The organism is Achromobacter sp., from assembly GCF_057314935.1.
Map to the genome: position 1 here is coordinate 74,503 of NZ_DBHKZA010000013.1, position 20,864 is coordinate 95,366.

Consider the following 20,864-nt stretch of genomic DNA (forward strand, 5'->3'; position numbering starts at 1 on the left):
TCATGTCCTTGATTGTCGCCGCACGTTTCCAGACATTCGACCAAGCCACCGTGGCCGCCCAGAAGCTTTTTGCCGAAGGCTTCACCGAGGATGACGTGCATACGTTCTATATCAATTCCGCGGGTGAGCACGGGCGCTATCCCTTGGGCGGGGACCGGGTCGCAGATCCGGACGCCAAGGGCGGCCACCTGGGTGCCGTCGCGGGCGCATCGGCCCTGGGATTGCTGTTTGCGCTGCTGGGCGGCCTGATCGCGGCGCAGATGGTGGCATCGATCTTCATCGTCATCGCCGCGGCGGGCGTAGGCGCTTACCTGGGAGCGTTGGCAGGCGCGCTGTGGATCGTCGGGCGGGACAAGCGCAAAGGGAAGTCCGCGCCTCGCGCGCAAGAAATGCATCCCGCCATCCGCCCGGCGGGCGTGATGTTGGCGCTGCATGTGCCTGTGGGAAAGGAGGCGCTGGCGCGGCAGGTATTGCGCGAATCCGGCGGCCGCGACATCGAACGTGCTCAGGGGCGCTGGCTGAACGGCAAGTGGGAGGATTTCGACCCTTTGACGCCGCCCCAGCACGTCGAGGCGCCCACCTCCGTCACCTGAGGGGTCAGTCGCCGGCACTGCCTGTGATGGGCAGCACGATGCCGGTGATGTAGCTGGCGCACACGGGAGAGGCCAGGAACACGTAGGCGGGGGAAATCTCTTCAGGTTGCGCCGGCCGACCCAGGTCGGTGTGCTTGCCGAATTCCTTGATGGCCTTCGGGCTTTGGTCCGCGGGGTTCAAGGGCGTCCAGACGGGCCCGGGCGCCACGGCGTTCACACGGATCCCTTGGTCCGCCAGGTTCGCGGCCAGCGAACGGGTAAAGGCATGGATGGCGCCTTTCGTGGACGAATAGTCCAGCAGCTTGGCGCTGCCGCGAAGTCCCGTCACCGAGCCCGTATTGATGATGGAGGCGCCCGCCTTCAGATGCGGCAATGCCGCCCGGGCCATGTAGAAGTAGGCGGTGATGTTGGTGCGCAGCGTCTTGTCCCATTTGTCGTCGCTGATTTCGGTCAGCGTATCGGTGTGTTGCTGATAGGCGGCGTTGTTCACCAGGACGTCCAGCCTTCCGAAGGCTTTCACCACCTGGGCGACGGCGTCCTTGCAGAAGGCTGCGTCCTGCACGTCGCCCGGAATCAGCAAGCAGCGCCGGCCTTCGGCCTCGACCGCGCGCCGGGTGTCATCGGCGTCTTCGTGTTCGTTCAGATAGATGACCGCGACGTCCGCGCCTTCACGCGCGAACAGCACACTGACCGCGCGGCCGATACCGGAATCGCCGCCAGTGACGATGGCGGCCATGTCCTGCAGTTTGGCGCTGCCCGAGTAGCCAGGCGCTTGATACTGTGGCTTGAGCGCCATATCGGCTTCGTTGCCTGGCTTCTCAAGATGCTGGTCCGGCATGGGCGGCGTGGGATGGGGACGGTCGCCGGTGCCGGCGTTTCGGGCTTTGCTCATGCGAGGCTCCTCGAGTCGGGCGGTTGGCGCGCGGTGGGTGCGCGCTGCCGGCCGGATACGCAATTGCTGTTCCTGGCGCAGGGATTGATGGCGGGTACGAAGCTTTGGGCACGCGGCTTGCGAGGGCTGCGGCGGGCGTCTTCCTTGACGCCGTTATCCCAACCACGCGATGAAAAGTGAGAGAGCCATGAACAAGGACCAGGTGAAGGGCAAAGTCAACGAAGCCGTCGGCAAGGCGAAGGAAGTCGCCGGCAAGGCGACCGGCAGCACGTCCACGGAGTTGAAGGGGACGGCGCAGAAGGTGGCCGGCAAGACGCAGGCCGCTTACGGGGATGCCAAGGAAAAGGCGCAAAAGCCGGGCTAAAGCCCGGCAGTCCCGGCTGGCGCGGCTTATTGGCGTCCGACGACGACGCCGAATAGAAAGGCTGCGCCGGCTACCAGCCCAATCGCTTGCCACGGCCGGGCGTGAATGTATTCCTCGGTGCAGTCGATCGTTTCACGCATCAGGTCGCCCGCATTTTCCGAGGCGTCCCGCAGGCTGCGCCGTGTGGCGTTCAATTGGTCCGCCAATCGGGCCTTCAGCGCGTCCAGATCGGTCGGGTCGGCGTCGCGCAGCGTCGCTTCGATTTCATCGATCCAACTTTCCGGATGGCGCGCGCGCCTGCGCGACCCACGATTGTCCGGGCCGTTCTCGGGAAAATCGGAAGGCAGAGGGGTGTTCGTAGAGGCCATCAGAAAGCTCCTGGCAATCGGGCGGGAATTCCACCAGCGCGGACCGGCCCGTGCGGCCGCGTGGCGTGTCGGGGCGCTAGGCCTCGAGCATGTCTTGGCAGGCCAGGGTGCAGGCCAGGCAAGCGCCGGCGCAGATCTGGCAATGCTCCATGTCTTGGTGCGGCGTGCAAGCCCGCGCGCAGGCATCGCAAACCAAGGCGCACAAAGTACATAGCGCAGTAGAAAACTCTCCGTTACGCGCCAGCATGGCGGCGCACAGGCGGCACACGCTGGCGCAGTCCGTGGCCAGGCTGATGCAGCGCTTCATGCGGGTCGCATTGATTTCCAGGCTGGTTGCGGCGCACTGGTCGCAGGCCACCGCGCATTCGTAGCAGGCTTGCACACATTGCTCGAAGTTTGGGTCTCGCATTGCATCTCCTTGTGAGTTCCCGTGGCGGTCGGCAAAGGCATGCCCGGCCGGCCCGGGCACATCCGCTTGCAATTTGAAGGTACTGAGCGCGCTTTATCGCGGCCGCTGGCCGTAGGATGGAAAATCGAAACCTGGCAGGAGATACCGATGAAAAACCGTTCCCCGTCGACGCCCGCCGCCTCTGGCCGTGCGGACCGGTCCGCGCAAGCCGATACGCAGGACAACGCTAAGATACTGCCGCCGCACGGCCCCGTCGATGTGCCGAAACAACCGGTCAAACCAGACGCCTCCACCCCGGATGAGGCGGCGCGCGACAAGCGCGCGGTGGTCGACAATCAAACCGAATCGAACTGGGCGGACGGCGCCGCGCCCCAGCCCCGCGCAAAGAACGCGCGCTCATCCCTTTTTTGATTGCGCTGCGGGACCCGAGGCGTCCGAGGCCCCGGGCAGCCCGCGCAGGAACGCCAGCAGGCGCCGTTCGTCCGCGTCCAGCCCGCGTGGCGTGACCGGTGCGCGCGCCTTCGGCGGCAAGGCGCCCGCCAGATAGGCTTCCAGCAGGGCAGGATGCACATAGCAGGCGCGGCATACGGCGGGCGTGTTCGCCAGGCGCTGAGACACGTGCTTGATGACCTCCACCACGGTCTGCTTGGCTTGGGCTTCGTTTTCAAAGGGGCGCGCCTGCAACGCGGCATACGCCAGCACCGAACCCGCCCAGGTGCGGTAATGCTTGGCCGTGAAATCGCCTGCGCCGGCGGCACGTAGATAAGCATTGACGGCCCCGGAATCCACAGGGTGTTTGTCCCCATCTTCGTCCAGATACTGGAATAGTTGCTGGCCCGGGATTTCCATGCAGCGGCGGATGATGCGGGCCACGCGGCGATCCTTCACCGTGACGTCGTGGGGCACGCCGCTCTTGCCCTGGAAGCGGAACCGGAAGCTGCTGCCCGCGATCGTCGTATGCCGGCGTGTGAGCGTCGTCAGGCCGTATGACTTGTTGGAGCGGGCGTACTCCCGTGCCCCGATTCGGATCAACGTGGTTTCCAGCAACTTCACCAACGTGGCGATGACCTTGTCCTGCGCCAGTCCCGCTGCGCGCATATGCCGGTCCACCTGGCGCCGGATGCGTGGCAGGGCCTGGCCGAACGCCAGCAGGTTCTGATACTTGTCCGCGTCGCGCAACGCCGCCCAGCCGGGGTGATAGCGGTACTGCTTGCGGCCGCGCGCGTCGCGGCCGGTGGCCTGGAGGTGACCGTGGGGCAGGGGACAGATCCACACGTCTTCATAGGCGGGGGGAATCACCAGCGCGTGGATGCGAGCGATCTCTGCGTCGTCTTTGATGCGTTTGCCCTGCGCATCCACGTAATGGAAAGTGCTGCCGTTCACGCGCACCCGGCGATAACCCGGTTGCGTGTCCTCAACGTAGACCAGCGCTGCGGGCTCGGCGGGTGATGTTCGGGCGTCCATGCTGACCTCCAACGGCGTTGGCGGCGCCTGCAGCAAGCAGCGTGCCCATCGACGGCGGCACCCGGCACGCACGAAGGTCAGGCACGGCGCTTGCTGAGGCAATCGGCAGCAACAACATCAGCGAACCGATCGTTGCGGGCCAGCGCTAACGCCCCGTCCCGGCAAGGATCCCTACAGGAGAGTGCCATGCAACCCAGCCTACAGCTACACGTGCCCCCCAAGCCCGATCCGATTCCGCCCGGATCGCCGCCGGGGGACCTGCCGGTGGAACCCGACACGGATGAGCCGGAAGTGGACCTGCCGCCGCTGTCGCCGCCGATCAGGGAAATCGATCCCCCCAAGCGCTGATGCCCCGCATGCCGCTGAATAATTCGAATCAATAACGACGAGGAGTCATCATGTCGACCATTCTTCTGATCATTCTGATCCTGCTGCTTATCGGTGCCGTGCCGGCGTGGCCGCACAGCAAGGGCTGGGGCTATTACCCCAGCGGCTTGCTTGGCATCGTCGTGATCGTGCTGATCGTGATGTTGCTGATGGGCCGGATATAGCGCATAACGCCTGACGGCCGGCCGGGCGCCCCGCGGCGCCGGCCGGCCTTTTTGTTTGCGCCGCCGCAAGCCGAAGCGGCGTAGCCGCGTGCTTAGTGCGAGAACATGATCGGCACGGTCATGCTCTTCAGGATGGACGCGGTGGCGCCGCCCATCGCCCATTGGCGCAGCTTGCTGTGGCCATAGGCGCCCATCACGATCATGTCCGCGCTATGGTCGGCGGCGGCGTTCAGGATGGTGCTGCCCACGCCGACGCCCTTGATGTCGCGGCGGACGTGGTCCGGCGCGGGCATCCCGTGGGCGACGCAATACGTAGCCAGGTCGTCGAACGGCACGGTTTCCTCTTTCTGCGAGGATCCGCCTTCGTCCATGGTCAGCGCGATGAGGTGCGATGACAGGCGCAGCGCGGGCGTGGCATCGCCCAAGGCGCGCGCGGCTTCGCGGCTGCCGTCCCAGCAGAAGAGCACACGGTCGCCCACGGCGGGAAAATCGCCGCTGGAGGGCAACACCAGCACCGGGCGCCCGGCGGTCAGCAGCATCTGCTCGACGAATTCGGCTTCGTGCGCGGCTTCGACATCTTCGGGGTTGAACTGGCTGACGATGACGAGATCGCTGGTGCGGGCGTGCAACGCCACGCAGACGCTGGGCGCGGTATCTCCTGCGCGCACGACTGCCGGCACGTCGGCAGCGGCTGCGGCATCCAGGAACGCGTTCTGCACCGCGGCGCGGTTCTGCGCCTGCAGTTCCTTCATGACGTTCAGGGTCCGGGACATCAATACGGACTCGCCGTAGTAATACTGGGGCGGCGCCGCGCTGGCGTAGATGCCGACCAGTTCGGCCTTGTGGCGTTTGGCTAGCGACAACGCCAGCTGAGTGCGGCGTTCGCAGTCGAATCCGTGGTCCAGGTGTACGGCAATGCGGCGATACATGCGGGTCTCCTCAGTAAGCGTCCCATAGCGACATGGTTACGCTTTTCGAGGGGCCAGCCCTTGATGCGCGTCAAGCGGCGCCCAGATACCCGGATTGAACGCAAGGCGGCGGCGCTTCAGGGCCGACTATCGGGGTGGGTCCTTCTCGATGCGGTCGCGCAGTTGGCGCACCTGTCGCGCCTGCTGCGCGATGCGGTCCAGCGGTTCGCCCAAGGCCGGGTCCGCCGCGGCGATGGCGGCCGGCACGGCCCACTGGCGCAACGGCAGGTCCGGTCCGTGGTCCTGCGGATGCAGCGCGTGGGCCAGCATCAACCCGTAGTCGCGCAGCGCCGCCGCGGCAGGCGCGTCGGCGGGCAAGGCGGGCTGGATCTCAAGCACCGTCCCTGCCGCGGTGATACGCCGCATGGCGTTGAGCAGGTTCACGGCGGTGTCGACGTTGCGGTCGCGGTGCACGGGATTCTGTTGCAGGCGCTGCAATGACGCCTCGGCGTTGTCGGCCGACAGGCAGGCTTGCCGGCGCAAGGCGACGATGCTGCTCTCATCCGGAAGCGGGGCCGCGCCGCTTTTTTGCCGGATCAGCGCCAGCGAATACGCGGCATGCCGGTCCAGCGCACGCGTCAGGGCGCCGGCCAATTGCCGCGGCTCCTTTTCCGGCCACACCAGAACGCCCACCAGCAGCGCCAGGATGCCACCCAGTACGCTGTTGAAAGCGCGCAGCGCCGCCAGCGTGGGTTCATAGATTTCCGGCTGCTGGATATGGCTGACCAGCACGAACTGCGATGTCAGGAAGAAGGTGAACAGCGCGTAATGGATGGTGCGCGCGGCGAAGGTGCCCAGCGCGATGGGCAGCACCGCCAGCGCCACCGACAGCGGCGTGCTCAGCAGCAGGCCCAGCAGCGAGGCGCCGATGGCGCCGGCGACACTGCCGGTGACGCGTTCAAGGGTGCGCTGCCAGGTGGTTGCGAAATAGGGCTGCAGAATGAACACCAGCGTCAACGACATCCAATAACCATGGTTGACCGCGAATGTCTTGGACAGGGCCACGGCGATGGTGGCGCCGACGCCTACGCGCAAGGCGTGGCGGAAGGCATCGGATTCCACGCCCAGGTTCTGGCGCAGTGTGCGCCATGCCTGCCGCGCGCGAGACGTCGCGCGGCCTTGCTGGGCGGGGGCAGCCGGCGCATCGACCTGATCGAACAGGGCCTGCGTGACGGCTTGCGCCGTCTGCAGCAGGCGGTCCAGCACGGGCACCATCGTGGCCAGGTCGGGCGCATAGGCCATGGCGCCGCCGCGCAGGTCATGCAGCCCGGCGCCATAGTGCGCCAGACGCTCGCGCAGGCATTGCGCCTGTTTGGGGTCGCTCACGTCCGAGGTGCTGGCAATGGCGTTGCACACGCTGGCGTAGCGGTGCAGCGCATGCGACAGGTGCGCGCCGGCGCTGCGGCCCAGCCAGTGCGGCGCGTGTGATTCCAGCAAGTCGGCGCAGGCCACCAGCGCAATGAAACTGTCCTCGGCGCTGTCCAGCAGGTAAGTCAGCTGATTGGCGCGCGCGCGGCGCGAAGGCCGCGTGTCCTGCACTTCGCGGATGCGGCCGCGGGCCGCCTCCAGGGCGGCGCGCTGGGCGCTGCGCTGCGGTTTGGTGACGGCCGTCCAGGCTTGGGGGCCGGCCGCCGGGGTCAGGCCCGAATACATGCGCGCCAGGGCGTCGGCAAAGTCCGCCAGCCCGCGGTAGCAGTGCGCGACGGCGTGCGTGGCGTCCTTCCAGGGCCGGCGGCGCCATACCAGTGCAGTCATCAGGATGGCCCAGACAGCGCCCGCCAGGAAGAACAAGGTGTACGACAGGCTGTCGGCCAGCGTCGGCGCGGGCAATTCGGCAGCCACGACGAAGCCGGCGGACAGCAAGGTGCCGACGATTGCCGCCGCCGGTCCCAGCACGCGTAGCAAGCCGCCGAACGTGCAGCAGAGGAAGGTCAGGGGCAGCAGCAGCCACAGATGGCCGGCGCTTGCGCTGGCAAGAAAGCAGAAGAGGCCGCCGATCAGGCCCAGCGCCAGCATGGAGCCAGCGCGCTGCCGCAAGGGGCCGCCCGGATCGCCGAAGCAGGCCCAGAACGCGGCGATCGCGGTCCAGCCCAGCCGGGGCTCGTGCACCAGCACGGCCAGGATGACGGGCGCGGCGCTGATGGCAGCGGCTTGCAACGCATCCAGCCATAAGACATTGCGCAAGGAAGCACGCCAGCGGGTAAGCAAATTCGTCACGCGATTCATCAAGCTGCAGTGGGGCCAGCAGGCCAAGAGACGCAAACCCTACCATGTCGACAAGGCGGTTTTGTCGGCGTCACCATCGCCGTCCACTGGGTGTCAGATTCATGAATCCGAATGGGTCTATACAAATGGTTTCATTTGTGTGACTTTACCGCGTCTTAAGCGCAAAATTGCCTGGAACAATTGCTCGAAATCGCATAAAAAAACATTTGGCGGTTCCATGCGCCGGAAATTACGTCCGGCGCAATAGCGGTAAGCCGATAGTGAATACTCATGTCCCAATGTGCCTCTTTCTGCGCCCGGACAGCGCAGGCCTTACCCAGGGGCACGCGAGGAGCGTAGACATGACACCCAATCATGAGGCTTCCACAAGCTCGGTGGTCAGCGACGAAGAAATCGCGGCCATGGTGGCAGGAAAGGATGGCCTGCGGGTGCTGTTGCAACCGCAGGTGGACCTGATGACAGGCAGGATCGTATCCGCCGAAGCGTTGGCGCGATGGCAGCATCCCCGGCTGGGTCTCGTCATGCCTGCCGAATTCATTCCCGCCATCAACCGCATGGGGTTGGACAAGCTGCTGTTCGAGCGCGTGTGCCTGCGCGTGATCGACATACTGCTGACGATGCGGCGGGCGGGCATTGCGGTGCCGGTCGCCATCAACGCGCCCGCGACGACGCTGTCCGACGAAAGCGCCGTGGATTTCCTGTTGGACCTCATCTATACCGCCGAGCTGCCGGCCTCTTTGGTACGCGTCGAACTGACGGAAGACCAGCCCATCCGCGAGCTCGACGTCTTGCGCGCGTCGCTGATGAAACTGGAGGATGCGGGGTGCGAGGTCAGCCTGGATGATTTCGGCACCGGTCATGCCTCGCTGAAGCTGCTGTCGGCCATTCCCTTGTCCGAAGTGAAGATCGACCAGTATTTCGTGACGCGCATGCGGCGTAGCGCCGTGGCGTTCGAAGTGCTGCGCACCGCCGCCGAGCTGGCCACGCGCCTGGGCTGGCGCGTGGTGGCCGAAGGGGTGGAGAACGTGGCCGACATTCCCGCCCTGCGGGCGGCCGGTTGCCGGTATGGGCAGGGTTTCGCGCTAGGGCGCCCGATGTCGCTGGACGCCTTGATGGTGCGTTTGCGCACGCAGCGTGACGGCGGCGAACCCCTGGCCGCGCCCGCCAATTACGCATCTTCCTGGATCGAGGCCTTCGACGGCGGCGCCAAAGAGACTGACGCCGGCTTTCCCGTCCGCGTCACCGCGCAGTAGCGCAGGCAGGCGCCTGGTCGCTTGCGCAATTTCTTCCAACCGGGCCAGGACTTACCGGCCGAGAAATGGGGACTTCAAATCGCTGTCCCCTATGCACGCCCGAACCGCTTTTGGGCACGTCAGTTGCTACGCCTGATCCAGCGGAGTCCTTTCCGCCTATCAGGAGACTTGTAATGTCCAATCAGAATCAGCCCGACCAGCAAAAGCAGCCCCAAAAGCAGCAGTCCCAGGAAAACCCCAAGGACCGCAATCAGTCCCCGGGCCAGCAGCCTGGCCAATCCGGGCAGAACGCCGATAAAGGCCAGGGACATCAGGGCCAGCAGCCCGGCCAGCAAGACAAGGCACAACGCTGATCCCTTGATCGCGCATTGAGTCCGGAAGCCGGCAGCGCGATACCCGACGGCCCCGTCCACGCCCTTCACGGGCACGGGCGGGGCCGTTTGCGTCAATAGGCATCCGCTGCCATCATCCATTTCGTCCATTGAAAAATGGCCCTGTATCGCCGACCATTGCCTTCACTGTCGGCAACACGTACCAGGATCCGCAATGAGCTTGAACGCTTCCGCGCCGCGCCGCAGATCGGCCTTGGGCACGACCCTGGCGGTGCTGCTTGTCCTGGCCGCCTTGGCCGGGGTACTGGCGCTTGCGGCCACTCGCATGGCCGAGCAGCGGATTTCCAGCATGCTGGGGCCGCGTGGCCAGGTGGGCGACGTGCAGGTCGGGTGGCGGCAGGTCGTGCTGACCGATGTGAAGGTCTCCGGCGCTCCGGGGCAGGCGGGCGCAAGCGCCCGACGCGTCGTGCTGGAACCCGAGTGGTCTGCATTTTTGCGCCATGAGGCGGTTTTCAACACGGTCGTTGTCGAAGGTTTCGATTTTACGGTCGTGCGCAGCGCCGACGGCGAGATGCAGATTGCCCCCGCATTGCAAGCCGCGCTGCACGCAGGCGCCGGCGGCAACGGCGACGGCAAACCGCGCACGGATCGCACCATTCGCGTTGCGGAATTGATCCTGCGCGACGGCCGGCTGGATTTCGAGGATGCCGCGGTTTCCAAGCCGCCGCACCGCATCCCGTTCAAGAACGTGCAGGCACGGTTGAGCCCGTTGTCAGTCCCGGGCGATGGCACGCACAGCGACATGGAGTTCAGCGGCACACTGGAAGAGAATCGCAATGGGGAGTCGACGGTGCGCGCGCAGGGCTGGCTGCAAATAGGTGGGACGGACGCCGACATGAAAGTGGCGGTGCGCAACATGGACATCCGGCACGCCGCGCCGTATCTGTCGGAAAAGGATGCAGGGTCGCTGACGGGCGGGGCGATGGATCTGGATATGAACACCACCATCGCCAAGCGCCAGCTGCAGGCCTCGGGCACCGTGGCGTTGCGCGGCTTGACGTTCAGTGGCGACGGCACGCTGTTTTCGTTGCCGCGCAAGGCGGTGCTGGCCGCCATGAAAGACAAGACCGGCGCCTTGCGCTTCCAATTCAAGCTTCAAGGCAGCCTGGATAACCCCAAATTCTCGGTGCGGCGCGGCTTTGCGGCACAGGTGGCGCAAGGCTTCGGCCGCGCCATCGGCGTGGGCGCGGAAGGCGCGGCCGAGGGCGTGACCGGCGCGGTCAAAGAGCTGGGCAACGCCTTGTCGGACCTGCTCAGCCCTTGATGCGCCCCAGCCTCAGAACCGGTAGTTGGCACTGAGCTCCACGCGTCGGCCTTCGCCCACCAGCCACTGCGTCTGGTTGTAGTAGGCGGTTTCGGCGTACTGGCGGTCGAACACGTTGAAGGCGCGAAGCGCCAGGCTCAAGTCGCGCCGCGGGTCCCATTGCAGCGCAAGGTTGGTTGTGGTGTAGCCCGCCATTTCCAGCCGATTGGCGGCGTCCGCATAGCGTTTGCCCACGTAGCGTACGCCGGCGCTGGCCGTCCATTGTGGCGCGAACTTCCAACTGACCCACGCATTGGCGACGCGTTCCGGCACGTCGGTCGGCACGTTGCCGTTGCGCGACACCGCCACGCCGCCGACCGATTCATTGAAATCGTCATAGCGCGCGCGCAGCGCCACGGCGTTCAGGTCCACGCGCCAGGCCGGCGACAGTTCGACCGCAAGCGTCGCCTCCAGTCCGCGCGACGATTGCTCGCCCACTTGGATGCGCAGCGCCGGGTCGTTGGGATCGCGCGTGACCAGGTTGTTCTTGGTGATGTGATAGGCCGCCAGCGTCCATTGGCCCTTGTTGTCCCAGAACGTCTGCTTCACGCCGATCTCGATCTGTTTGCCCTGCGACAGCTCGTAGTCCTTATTGGCGGGCGACAGCAATAGCAGGCTGCCGATGGGGTCAGCGGCCTGCGCGTATTGGCCGTAGACCGACAGGGTGGGCAGCACGTCGTAGACCGTGCCCAAGCGCCATCCGACATTGGTGTAGGTGCTGCGGAAGGCCGTCTCGTCAGCAACCAGGTCGCGCCGCTTCAAGTCGATATGGTCGTAGCGCAGGCCTCCCAGCACCGACCAGCGCGACGTCAGCATCAGCCGGTCTTCGACGAACAGCGCGTACTGGCTGGCCGTGTTGCGATAGCGCGGCGTCGTGCCGGCGACATTGATGAAGCGTCCGTGATCCACGTCGTACGGATCTACCAGCGAGGTGCCGGAATAGGGCGAGTTGTTGGTGTGCTTGAGCGAGGCGCGGTTCAGCTCGACCCCCACCGCCACGTTGTTCGACAGCCCGAACAGATGGCCGTCGAAGGAGGCGTCGGTGACCATGCCGGTCTGTTCCTGATCGTGTCCGATCTCGGTATAGCCGCTGCGCAGGATCTGGCCGGCCGGCGTCCACGCGTAGTTTTCGGCATCGCGATAGTCGCGGTCGCTGCCGATGTAGTACAGGCGGCTGCGCACCGTGGCGGCGGCGTTGGGCGACCATTCGGCCTTCAGCTCCGTGCGGCTGTCGCGGTAGATGATCTTGCTGTCCGCCACGTTGTAGTTCTGCTTGGCCAGCCCGTAATCCAGCGTGCCGTTGGCGAGCGGGGTGCCGAAGTAGCGGGTCGGTTCCTGCCAGGCGTAGGCCTGGGTCAGCGTGAAGTTCAGTGCCGGCGATACGTCCAGGCGCAGCGCCGCGGTGACGGCGGCATCGCGCGAATCGCCCAGGCTGATCCCGGAATCCGTGTGGTTGCCGCTGACGTCCAGCCGGTACGACCACTTGTCGTCCAGCGCGCCGCCGCTGCCGAAACCGAAGCGCTGGGTGTCGTGCGTGCCCAGCGTCGTCATCAGCTCGTTTTCGATGGGCCCACGCGTGGGCTTCTTGGGGATCACGTTGACGACGCCGCCAATGGCGCCTTCCCCGTACAGCACCGAGGCTGGGCCGCGCAGCACTTCGATGCGGTCCACGGCCCAGGGATCGTAGATGAAGGTCTGGCCCACGCCGCCGTACTGGCGCACGCCGTCATACAGTTGCGCGACGGAGTTGGAATCGGTGAATCCGCGGGAAGACAGGGACGAGCCACCGTTGCCCGGATGGCGCATGGCGCTGATGCCCGCGGCCTGGGTGATGGCGTCGGTGACCGTGGTGGCGCCGCGCGCACGCAGCTGTTCGTTGCTGATGATGTCGATGCTGGCGGGCGTCTCGAATGGGGTCAGGCCCAGCAAGGTGCCGGTGGCGGCATGCTCAAGCAGGGTCGGTGCGACCGTGTCGCCGGATACGGAAATGACGGGCAGCGTGGCGACCGGGGTGGTTTGCGCGTGCAGCGCGGGCGTGAAGGCGAGCGCGGTCCAAATGGCCACGCGCCGCTTCAGGACGCGATGCGTCCTGGCGGAGGAAAAAGACATGAGTGCTCTCGGTAAGCTAAGGATTGCCGCGCAGGGGCGGCGCAGGATTTAGCGGGATACCGAGGCTGGGGGTGGGGCACGGGCGCCGAGGGGCGCGCCGGTGGCAGAGGCAAGGACGGGGCCGGGCGGGGCGCGCGCGGCCAGCGGATGGGCCATGACGGCCAACGCCGCCGGCAGCACGACGGGCGAGGGCGGCAGGGCAACCGCGGCAAGCGCCATGCCCATGGGGCAGGTGGCGGCTTGCGCCGCGTGCCGCTCGTCCGGCGCGTTGTCCTGTTTGGATGGCCCAGCCACCCAGATGGGGCCGGCGGCCGAGCATAGCTGGATCAGCGTGCCGCTTTGGTGCGTGGCCGGCATGAAACCCTGCGGCACCATCGCCTTGAACACGAACAGCATCAGCACCAGCCAAAGGCCGGCGTTGCCGCGGTTGAGAGTAGGCAGGGGAGTACGCATGGTCGGCGCCCATTCTAGAGCGTTTCGCCGCGCCCGTCCCCGGCTTCAAACGGTTCGGGCAGCCCAGAACGCCGTGCGCACGGCGGGCGATGCGGCGATGCTCGCCGTCACCCGGTCCAGGTCCAACTCGTCGACGGACGCCTCGCTGAGCGCGGCCTCGATCTCGACCTCGTTCTCGCCGAACTGGTCGATCTTCAGTTCCGACAGCGGCAGTTGTTCGGCCTCCAGCACGTCTTCCAGCACGGTCATGGCGGCCTGGCGATGCTCCACGTTCGCGATGACATGAATCACGTTCGTGACTTCGGACGTCTGCGAGTCCAGCGGTTGACGGTTCACATAGCTGACCACAGGGCGTAGCAAGGTGTTGGCCGCCAGCACGAAGGCCGTTGCCGCCACCGCCTCCAGCATCAGCGACGCGCCCGCGCAGGCACCGATGGCGGCCGAGCCCCACAAGGTGGCCGCGGTGTTCAGCCCGCGGATGCTGCCGCCTTCACGCATGATCGCGCCGGCGCCCAGGAACCCCACGCCCGACACGACATAGGAGATGACGCGCGCGCCGCCGTCCGCGCCGCCGACGCGGAACGCCATGTCGACGAAGATGGCGGCGCCGACGGCCACCAGCACGTTCGTGCGCAGGCCGGCCGTGCGTTGCCGGAACTGGCGTTCGAACCCGACGATCGAGCCCAGCACGAAGGCGGTCAACAGGCTGACCAGGGTATTGGCCAGGGTCAGGAATTGGATGTTCTCGAAGTTCTTCATGGTCTTGCCCCTTTTTCAGCTTATGGGTGTTCGACGGGGCCGGGCGGCCCCCCTGGCGTGCTCAGGGCAGACGCCAGATCGAGGCCAGCACGAGGCCCGCGCCGACCAGCCAGATCAGCACCAGGGCCAGCACGCGGGCCAGCAGGAGGACTTTGTACGGGTCTTTCATGACAATCTCCTTGCCAGGAAAACCGGGTTTCAGGCCGGCAGCACGGCGATGGACGCGCCGGTTTCGTTTTCCCAGTGCACGCGCCGCACATCCGGGCTTTGGCCCAGCCGCAGCGCCACGGCGCTGAGCAGGCTGCGCAGGTGAGGCGGGCAATGCAGCGTGACGACCGTCGAGGCCAGCTGGTCGGATTCGGCGCGCGAAATGCGCACGGCGACCACGCGCAGGTCCAAGGCCTGGAGCTCGTAGTACAGCTGCTTTCGCAGCGCATTCAGCGTGGCGCTCAGGCTGACGATGGTGAATTGAAAGACCGGCGTGACGGGCGCGTGCGCAGGCAGCGCGCCCAACGACACCGGGCCTTCGGCGCGGGCGTCATGGGCCCGATCCAGGAAAGGGAAGAATTTCTTGATGCGCATGTTCGTCTCCTTGACAGGGGAGTACGGTGGAAGGTCCACAGGCATGCGCCGCCTGACCGGCAAGGCACGCGCGCAACAAGGCCCGCGTATCGCGTCGGTAAGCTTTTGGGGGAGAGGGGCTGAAAGCCCAAGTCCTGGCTGATCGCAGGACTCACGCGGAACGGAGATTCCGCGGATCCTGCGTCAAGCGGCGCGAGCAGTCGGTTTTCGACTACATCCGTCGTTGTCCACAGTGATCTCTAGGTGGTTGAAAGTGCCGCGAGTATAGCCCCGGCCTAGGGTAAACACCAGTAAAAAATGTCCGCCCCGCGGATCGCGCAGGGCGGGTGGGCTTACTTCGGTGTTGGCGGGGGGCCGGCGTAATACAAGGCCAGCGCCTCGATATCGCTGTCTGTCAGCCGTTGCGAGAAGGCGCGCATCACGCCCACGTCGTCGTTTTGGCGTGAGCCGTTGCGAAAGGCGTTCATCTGGTCGGTGAAGTATTCCTTGGATTGCCCCGCCAGCCTGGGCAACAAGGGGCCTTCGCCCATGCCGCGCAAGCCGTGGCAGTTCGCGCAGGCGGGCAGCGCGCGCGCGCCGTCGCCTTGCAGGTCCAGCTTGCGCGCCGCTTCGCCGCCGAATTCGCCCACGTGCAGCGGCGGGCCCGCCAAGGTGCCGTAATAGGCCGCCACCTGGCCGATTTCCTGCTCGGTCAGTGCGCGCGCGATCGTATTCATCAGCGGCTGCTCCCGAGTCCTGCTGCGGAAGTCCGCCAATTGCTTGGCCAGGTACTCCTGGGTGAGGCCGGCCAGGTTGGGGAAGATGCCGCCCGTGGGGGTAATGCCGGCAGGCCCGTGGCAGGCGATACAGGCCTGGACGCCGGCCCCGGGCTTGCCGTTGGCCGCCAGTTGCTTGCCGGCTTCGGGGTCGGCGCCACGCAGGAATCCTTCCCAGTCGGGACGCGCGGCGCTGAAGTCCAATGCGCTTCGGCCGGGCACGGGAGCAGCGGCCGCGGTGGCCGCGACTGGAGAAGGCGCCGGGGCGGCGGCTGCAGGAGCGGCAGGCGCCGCGGGCGAGGCGGCGGGCGCGGGCGCCGGGGCCGCCGGTTTGGCGGCCGGCGGCGGGGCGGGCGGCGCGGTGACGGCGCTTGCGCGGATCAGCCCGTCGCCGCCCGTGCCGATCATCTGGTGCGCGGTGGCGATCAGCGTGACGAGCGGCGGCGCCATGATCAGCAGGACCGCGATGGTGATGCCTTTGCGATGTTCGATCATGATCACACCAGCCGCCCTGGCGAACGCAGATAGTCCGCCTTGATTTTTTCGACGATCCAATAGGCGGTGGCGCCTACGGTGCCTGTCGGGTTGTAGCCCGAGTTCTGCGGAAACAGCGACGCGCCCGTCACGAACACATTGGGCACGTCCCAGCTCTGCCCATAGCGGTTGACCACGCTGGTTTCCGGGTTGTCGCCCATGGCCGCGCCGCCCGTCAAATGGGTGGATTGGTAGGCGGTGGACGAGAAGGGCCGCTTGCGCGGCCCAGGTTCGGTGCGCGCGATCCCTTTCATCGCGCGTGCGATCTCATCGCCCTTGTCGGTCAGGAAGGCCGACATCCGGATGTCGTTGTCGGGAAAATCGTAGGTCACGCGCAGCAGTGGCAGGCCCCAGGCGTCCTTGTAGGTGGGATCCAGGCTCAAATAGCCGCCGCGCCAGGGCTGGGCGGAGCCCGTGATGGTGATGGAGGCGGAATGGTTGTAGTAGCGCTTGACCGCCTTTTTCCACTCGGCGCCCCAGGTCGGCGTGCCCTTGGGCGTTGGGTGATATCCGATCGGTGCGCCGCTGACGACCTGGATCTGCAGGTAGCCGCCGCCCACGAATCCGAGCGGCCCGTGGTCGAAGTTGTCGGCGCTGAAATCGTCCATCGTCACCGCGACGGCGCCCGCGCCCATGAAGGGGTTGATGTTGACCGATTCGTCGAAGAACAAGTTCACGCCCGAGGTGGTCTGGTGCGTGTAATTGCGCCCCACGACGCCGGTATCGGTGACCGGATCGTAGGGCTTGCCGATGCCGGACAGCAGCAGCAGCCGCACATTGTTGATGCTGAACGCGCACAGCACCACGATCTCGGCGGGCTGGAAGACCTCTTCGCCGGCGGCGTCCACATAGGTCACGCCGCGCGCGCGCTTCTTGTCCGGCGTCAGCTCCACGCGCAGCACGTGCGCGCCGGTGCGGATTTCGAAGTTCTCCATCTTCATCGCCACCGGCAGGATACAGACCTGCGGCGAGGCCTTGGCGAAGTGTTCGCAGCCGAAGTTGGAACAGAATCCGCAATACACGCAGGCGCTCATGTGCAGGCCTTCGGAATTCACGTAGGGCCGGGTACAGAGCGCCGACGGCTGCACATAGGGGTGGTAGCCCAGCTTCCTGGCGGCCTCGCCGAACAATGCGGGCGCATAAGGCACCTTCATGGGCGGATTCGGATACGGCCGCGACCGCCACGGTTCGAACGGGTTGCCGCCTTCCTGCTTTTGCCCCTTGATGTTGCCCGCTTGCCCGGACGCGCCGATCAGGTAGTCGTAACGGTCGAAGTAGGGCTCCAGTTCGTCGTACGTCAACGGCCAGTCCTGACAGGTCAATTCGCGGTCGAAGATGCCCGCGCCATAGCGTTCGGTGTAGTGGCTGCGGATGCGGAAGTCCGTGGGGTCGAAGCGGTAGTACGCGCCCGACCAGTGGTTGCCCGCGCCGCCCAGATGCGTGCCCGGATAGGCGAATTGCCAGCGGCGCATCGGCAGCGCCTTCTGGTCGGTGTTGTTGCGGAACGTATAGGTCTCGGTCGCGGCATCCTGGTGCAGTTCGTGCCGGCGGGTGTATTTCAGTTCGTCGTGGACATTCGGCCCTTGGAAGTCGGGCGAGGGCCAGCGCGCCTGGCCCCGCTCCAGTACGACCACGCGCTGCTTGGCGGCGGCCAGCTCCTTGCCGATGATGGATCCCGTCCACCCGCCGCCAATGATCGCCACGTCTACCGCGGGTAAGGTCTTAGCCATGCTTGTCTCCCGGTTTCATCGCATGTCCCGTGGCGTTGGCGATCGATACCGGTTTGCCGGCCCAGATGACGCCGTGCCGTTCGATATCGTTGGAGAACGAGGCGAACGCGCCCGGAAACCCCACCAGCTTCCAGCCCACCATGTCGACGTTGCCGCCGTACAGCGGATCGGAGAAGAATCCTTCGATGGTGGCGTCCAGCAGGGCCTGGAAGAACACGTCTGACGGCAAGGGCGAAAAATCCGGCTTGCCGGCCTGCAAGTCATGAAGCCAGGCGTCCTGCCTGGCTTCATCCAATTCGGCGAAAGGCTTGCCGTCCTGCTTGCGGGTCGCGGCGTCCAGCGCAGCGAGGCCGCGCCGGATCATCTCGGCCGGGGTGAACGACAACTGGTAGCCCTGTTCGGGCGTGCCTTTTTCGAACGGGCCTTGGCGGTAGAACTGGCTGCCCGCGCCCCATGCGCCGGCCAACTGGCCATCCAGGAACCGGGTGACGCCCGCTTCCTTGGCGCCCGGCCCCAGCTCGTCGGCCGGAATCAGGCGCGCGGCGATGGCGTCCATCGCTGCGGCTTCCTGGGCGTTGAAAAAGGTGAGGGTGCGATTGGGGGAAGGGGCCGCTGCGTGGGGACTCTGGCCTTGGCCCGCCGCCCCTGCGGCGTCTGCGGGCGCGCTGCGGGCGGTTACCGCCCAGGCGGCTCCGGGAACGCCGACCGCCAGCGCCTTGAGCAAGCCGCGCCGTCCTGGGGCAGGCGGATCATCCGGGTGTTGAAGACCGGGGGAAAGATCGTCCGAGGGTTGATCGTCCATGCATCACTCCAGCTTCGGGGCAGGCACGCAACTTGCCCCTGGGTGAAAGAGATCCCGCACCAGCTCGTTATCTGTCGGCGCTTAGTTTGTCACTGTTTTCCATTTGGAGACAACCATGAAAAGCCACAAACTGCTACTGCTGTACGCCCTGGCCTTGCTTCCCTGGCACGCCGCCGGGGCGCAATCCGCCAACACCACGCTGGTCGCCCAGGCCGCTGCGCCGCAGCAGCCCATGCCCACGGCCGACGAGAAAACGGCGCCCGCGAATGCCATCGGCAAGCCCGTCCCCGGCGCCCGGACCACGGATGGGAAAAAAATGCCATCGACTGAAGAAACGGACAGGGATACCAAGGCAGGGTCCAGCCCCCGGCAGAAGGATCCCGGGGCGGATACGCGCGATGGGCAGAAGACGCCTGGCGGTAAAACCGGGGCGCCCGACAATGCAGGCATGCCGGGCTCGGGCGCGTCGTCCGGTTCCGGCGGCGGGGCGGATCCTCGCTAGCGGTGAGGCGTCGCCGGGCTGGCGTCCTGACAGGATTCAGGTAATATTCAGATTCCTGTAAGAACGAGAGCACGGCGGTTTTCACGCGCTATCACTGCCTTGGGCAGTGCGCGAATTCCGCCAACTATGACCGAAGACCCCCCTCCTAGCAGGGCGCTGCGGCGCCCGCCATCCCTTCCTGTTTCACCCTCGGCCCCCGGCATGCCCGGCCGCGCCGATCTGGTCCGCGCCATCGCCGCGACGCCTCGATTGGGTTGCCGCGCCCCGCCTGCGCCCACTCGCAATCCCTCGCTTGACCACGCTTTTCCTTTTCAGCAAGGCGGCGCCTTCGCGCGCGCTCGCCCGTTTTCCGTGGACCGACGATGATTTTCGACTGGATGAACGACCCTACCGCCTGGCTTGGCCTGGCGACGCTGGTCATTCTTGAAATTGTGCTGGGTATCGACAACCTGGTGTTCATTGCGATTCTTGCCGACAAGCTGCCGCCCGCGCAGCGCAACCGCGCGCGCCTGATCGGCCTGACGCTGGCGCTGGTGATGCGTCTGGGGCTGTTGGCGAGCATTGCGTGGGTGGTCACGTTGACGGCCCCGCTGTTTACCGTGTGGGGGGCCGAGATATCCGGCCGCGACCTGATCCTGATCCTGGGCGGCCTGTTCCTGCTGTTCAAGGGCACGATGGAGCTGCATGAGCGCGTGGAAGGCAGCGGGGCGCACGACGCCGGCCAGAAGCCGCAACACGCTGTGTTCTGGCAGGTGATCCTGCAGATCGTCGTCCTGGACGCCGTGTTCTCGCTGGACTCCGTCATTACCGCGGTGGGCATGGTGCAGGACTTGAGCATCATGATGATCGCCGTGGTGCTGGCGATGGCGGTCATGATGCTGGCCAGCCGCCCGCTGATGGCGTTCGTCGGCCGTCACCCGACGGTGGTGATCCTGTGCCTGGGCCTGTTGCTGATGATCGGCTTCAGCCTGGTGGCCGAAGGCCTGGGCTTCCATGTGCCCAAGGGCTACCTGTACGCCGCCATCGGTTTCTCGATCCTGATCGAATTGTGCAACCAGCTGGCGCGCCGCAACCGCGCCCGCGGCACGCACGCGCTGGGACGCCGTCAGCGCACGGCCCAGGCGGTCTTGCGGCTGTTGCGCGCGGGCCGTGCCGGCCAACCTGGCCATCAGGCCGACGAGGTCGTGGCGCTGGTGGACAGTGCGGGTGACGAACCCGCCTTCGCGCCGGAGGAAAGCTCGATGATCGAACGCGTGCTGTCGGTGGGAGCGCACGACGTCCGCTCCATCATGGTGCCGCGCGGCGACATGACGTGGCTGGATGTGTCCGACTCGCCCGACATCGTCGTGCGCAAGTTCGCCACGGGCCACTCGCGCCTGCCGCTGTGCGCAGGCGAGGCCTCGAACGTGCTGGGCGTGCTGCACTTCAAGGACGTTATGCCGCTGCTGCAGAATCCGGGGCCGATCGACCTGGTGGAGCTGGCGCGTGAACCCCGCTATGTCATGGAGACGACCCCGGTGTTGAAGGTGCTGGAGGAACTGCGCGCCTCGCGGGACCATATGCTGATCGTCGTGGACGAGCACGGTGTCTGCGAAGGGCTGGTGACGCCGATGGACGTACTGACCGCGGTGGCGGGCGAGTTGCCCGAGCACAGCGACGACCAGCCTGAAGCCTTGCAATTGTCCGATGGCACGTGGTTGCTGGAAGGGCGCCTGTCCGTGGGCGAGGCGGCGCGCCTGTTGAACGCGCCGGCGCTTGCCGGCGATTACCCCGACGCCACCCTGGCGGGGTGCTTGCTGCGGGCCGTCGGCCGGATTCCGGACGCCGGGGACACCATCCAGCTCCACGACTGGGG

General features: G+C 66.3%; 23 protein-coding genes. 10 read left to right on the plus strand and 13 right to left on the minus strand.

All coding sequences use genetic code 11. The annotated features are described in order from the left end of the window. Window positions 1–2 precede the first annotated feature (2 nt). Window positions 3–593: a hypothetical protein gene (locus ACO6D5_RS07075; protein ID WP_485824993.1), complete on the plus strand. Its 591-nt coding sequence runs from the start codon at window positions 3–5 to the stop codon at window positions 591–593. Window positions 594–597: 4 nt separating this feature from the next. Here ACO6D5_RS07075 and ACO6D5_RS07080 read toward each other — a convergent pair whose 3' ends face one another. After that, complete coding sequence (locus ACO6D5_RS07080; RefSeq protein WP_485824994.1) at window positions 598–1,485, minus strand: SDR family oxidoreductase; 888 nt, start codon at window positions 1,483–1,485, stop codon at window positions 598–600. A gap of 187 nt (window positions 1,486–1,672) precedes the next feature. On the opposite strand from ACO6D5_RS07080, the gene ACO6D5_RS07085 reads away from it, so the two are divergent. Further along, window positions 1,673–1,849, plus strand: coding sequence for a CsbD family protein (locus ACO6D5_RS07085; RefSeq protein WP_006222117.1), 177 nt, complete (start codon window positions 1,673–1,675; stop codon window positions 1,847–1,849). Window positions 1,850–1,875: 26 nt separating this feature from the next. Here ACO6D5_RS07085 and ACO6D5_RS07090 read toward each other — a convergent pair whose 3' ends face one another. Then, window positions 1,876–2,217, minus strand: a complete 342-nt coding sequence (locus ACO6D5_RS07090; protein ID WP_315845952.1) for an ElaB/YgaM/YqjD family protein — start codon at window positions 2,215–2,217, stop codon at window positions 1,876–1,878. 76 nt (window positions 2,218–2,293) lie between these two features. Next, entirely contained in the window at window positions 2,294–2,626 is a 333-nt protein-coding gene (locus ACO6D5_RS07095) for a four-helix bundle copper-binding protein (protein WP_006222115.1), read from the minus strand. 147 nt (window positions 2,627–2,773) lie between these two features. On the opposite strand from ACO6D5_RS07095, the gene ACO6D5_RS07100 reads away from it, so the two are divergent. Further along, a complete protein-coding gene (locus ACO6D5_RS07100; RefSeq protein WP_485824995.1) occupies window positions 2,774–3,037 on the plus strand; it encodes a hypothetical protein in 264 nt (87 codons plus the stop codon). Here ACO6D5_RS07100 and ACO6D5_RS07105 read toward each other — a convergent pair. After that, a complete protein-coding gene (locus ACO6D5_RS07105) occupies window positions 3,023–4,090 on the minus strand; it encodes a DNA topoisomerase IB (protein ID WP_485824996.1) in 1,068 nt (355 codons plus the stop codon). The two genes, ACO6D5_RS07100 and ACO6D5_RS07105, sit on opposite strands and share 15 nt — an antisense overlap. Before the next feature lie 186 nt (window positions 4,091–4,276). Here ACO6D5_RS07105 and ACO6D5_RS07110 point away from each other — a divergent pair, with 186 nt between their 5' ends. Both ACO6D5_RS07110 and ACO6D5_RS07115 read left to right on the plus strand, forming a co-directional pair. Next, the gene (locus ACO6D5_RS07110) at window positions 4,277–4,438 is read left to right on the plus strand and encodes a hypothetical protein (RefSeq protein WP_315847237.1); all 162 of its coding nucleotides are present in this window, start codon (window positions 4,277–4,279) and stop codon (window positions 4,436–4,438) included. Window positions 4,439–4,488: 50 nt separating this feature from the next. Continuing rightward, window positions 4,489–4,641 carry a DUF3309 domain-containing protein gene (locus ACO6D5_RS07115; RefSeq protein ID WP_006222114.1) on the plus strand — a complete coding sequence of 51 codons (153 nt, stop codon included), beginning with the start codon at window positions 4,489–4,491 and terminating at the stop codon, window positions 4,639–4,641. Between the two features lie 92 nt (window positions 4,642–4,733). Here ACO6D5_RS07115 and ACO6D5_RS07120 read toward each other — a convergent pair whose 3' ends face one another. Together ACO6D5_RS07120 and ACO6D5_RS07125 are read right to left on the minus strand one after the other, a co-directional pair. Continuing rightward, on the minus strand, window positions 4,734–5,570 hold the full coding sequence (locus tag ACO6D5_RS07120; RefSeq protein ID WP_485824997.1) for a universal stress protein: 837 nt from the start codon (window positions 5,568–5,570) through the stop codon (window positions 4,734–4,736). 126 nt (window positions 5,571–5,696) lie between these two features. Continuing rightward, window positions 5,697–7,793, minus strand: coding sequence for an FUSC family protein (locus tag ACO6D5_RS07125; protein WP_485824998.1), 2,097 nt, complete (start codon window positions 7,791–7,793; stop codon window positions 5,697–5,699). 383 nt (window positions 7,794–8,176) lie between these two features. Between ACO6D5_RS07125 and ACO6D5_RS07130 the strand changes: the two genes are divergently transcribed. The 3 genes from ACO6D5_RS07130 (at window position 8,177) to ACO6D5_RS07140 (ending at window position 10,744) form a co-directional block, all read left to right on the plus strand. Next, window positions 8,177–9,088, plus strand: coding sequence for an EAL domain-containing protein (locus ACO6D5_RS07130; protein ID WP_315847240.1), 912 nt, complete (start codon window positions 8,177–8,179; stop codon window positions 9,086–9,088). Window positions 9,089–9,261: 173 nt separating this feature from the next. After that, window positions 9,262–9,441 carry a hypothetical protein gene (locus ACO6D5_RS07135; RefSeq protein ID WP_315847241.1) on the plus strand — a complete coding sequence of 60 codons (180 nt, stop codon included), beginning with the start codon at window positions 9,262–9,264 and terminating at the stop codon, window positions 9,439–9,441. Window positions 9,442–9,634: 193 nt separating this feature from the next. Beyond that, entirely contained in the window at window positions 9,635–10,744 is a 1,110-nt protein-coding gene (locus ACO6D5_RS07140; protein ID WP_485824999.1) for a DUF748 domain-containing protein, read from the plus strand. A gap of 12 nt (window positions 10,745–10,756) precedes the next feature. Here ACO6D5_RS07140 and ACO6D5_RS07145 read toward each other — a convergent pair whose 3' ends face one another. From ACO6D5_RS07145 to ACO6D5_RS07175, 7 genes are all read right to left on the minus strand, one after another. Further along, on the minus strand, window positions 10,757–12,892 hold the full coding sequence (locus tag ACO6D5_RS07145; RefSeq protein WP_485825000.1) for a TonB-dependent receptor: 2,136 nt from the start codon (window positions 12,890–12,892) through the stop codon (window positions 10,757–10,759). A 48-nt stretch (window positions 12,893–12,940) separates the two neighbouring features. After that, a complete protein-coding gene (locus ACO6D5_RS07150; protein WP_485825001.1) occupies window positions 12,941–13,345 on the minus strand; it encodes a DUF2946 family protein in 405 nt (134 codons plus the stop codon). Window positions 13,346–13,390: 45 nt separating this feature from the next. Further along, window positions 13,391–14,104: an MgtC/SapB family protein gene (locus tag ACO6D5_RS07155; protein WP_280026192.1), complete on the minus strand. Its 714-nt coding sequence runs from the start codon at window positions 14,102–14,104 to the stop codon at window positions 13,391–13,393. 198 nt (window positions 14,105–14,302) lie between these two features. Beyond that, window positions 14,303–14,686 (minus strand): hypothetical protein, encoded by a 384-nt coding sequence (locus tag ACO6D5_RS07160; RefSeq protein ID WP_315847245.1) that lies wholly within the window; start codon window positions 14,684–14,686, stop codon window positions 14,303–14,305. A 332-nt stretch (window positions 14,687–15,018) separates the two neighbouring features. Next, complete coding sequence (locus ACO6D5_RS07165) at window positions 15,019–15,936, minus strand: c-type cytochrome (RefSeq protein WP_485825002.1); 918 nt, start codon at window positions 15,934–15,936, stop codon at window positions 15,019–15,021. A gap of 2 nt (window positions 15,937–15,938) precedes the next feature. Next, window positions 15,939–17,705 carry a GMC family oxidoreductase gene (locus ACO6D5_RS07170; RefSeq protein ID WP_485825003.1) on the minus strand — a complete coding sequence of 589 codons (1,767 nt, stop codon included), beginning with the start codon at window positions 17,703–17,705 and terminating at the stop codon, window positions 15,939–15,941. Then, window positions 17,698–18,507, minus strand: a complete 810-nt coding sequence (locus ACO6D5_RS07175) for a gluconate 2-dehydrogenase subunit 3 family protein (RefSeq protein WP_485825004.1) — start codon at window positions 18,505–18,507, stop codon at window positions 17,698–17,700. Before ACO6D5_RS07175 ends, ACO6D5_RS07170 begins: the two co-directional genes overlap by 8 nt. Window positions 18,508–18,622: 115 nt before the next feature. Here ACO6D5_RS07175 and ACO6D5_RS07180 point away from each other — a divergent pair, with 115 nt between their 5' ends. Beyond that, entirely contained in the window at window positions 18,623–19,009 is a 387-nt protein-coding gene (locus ACO6D5_RS07180; RefSeq protein ID WP_315847164.1) for a hypothetical protein, read from the plus strand. A 362-nt stretch (window positions 19,010–19,371) separates the two neighbouring features. Then, window positions 19,372–20,864, plus strand: a 1,493-nt coding sequence (locus tag ACO6D5_RS07185) for a TerC family protein (RefSeq protein ID WP_485825005.1), incomplete at its 3' end; no start/stop codon positions are given.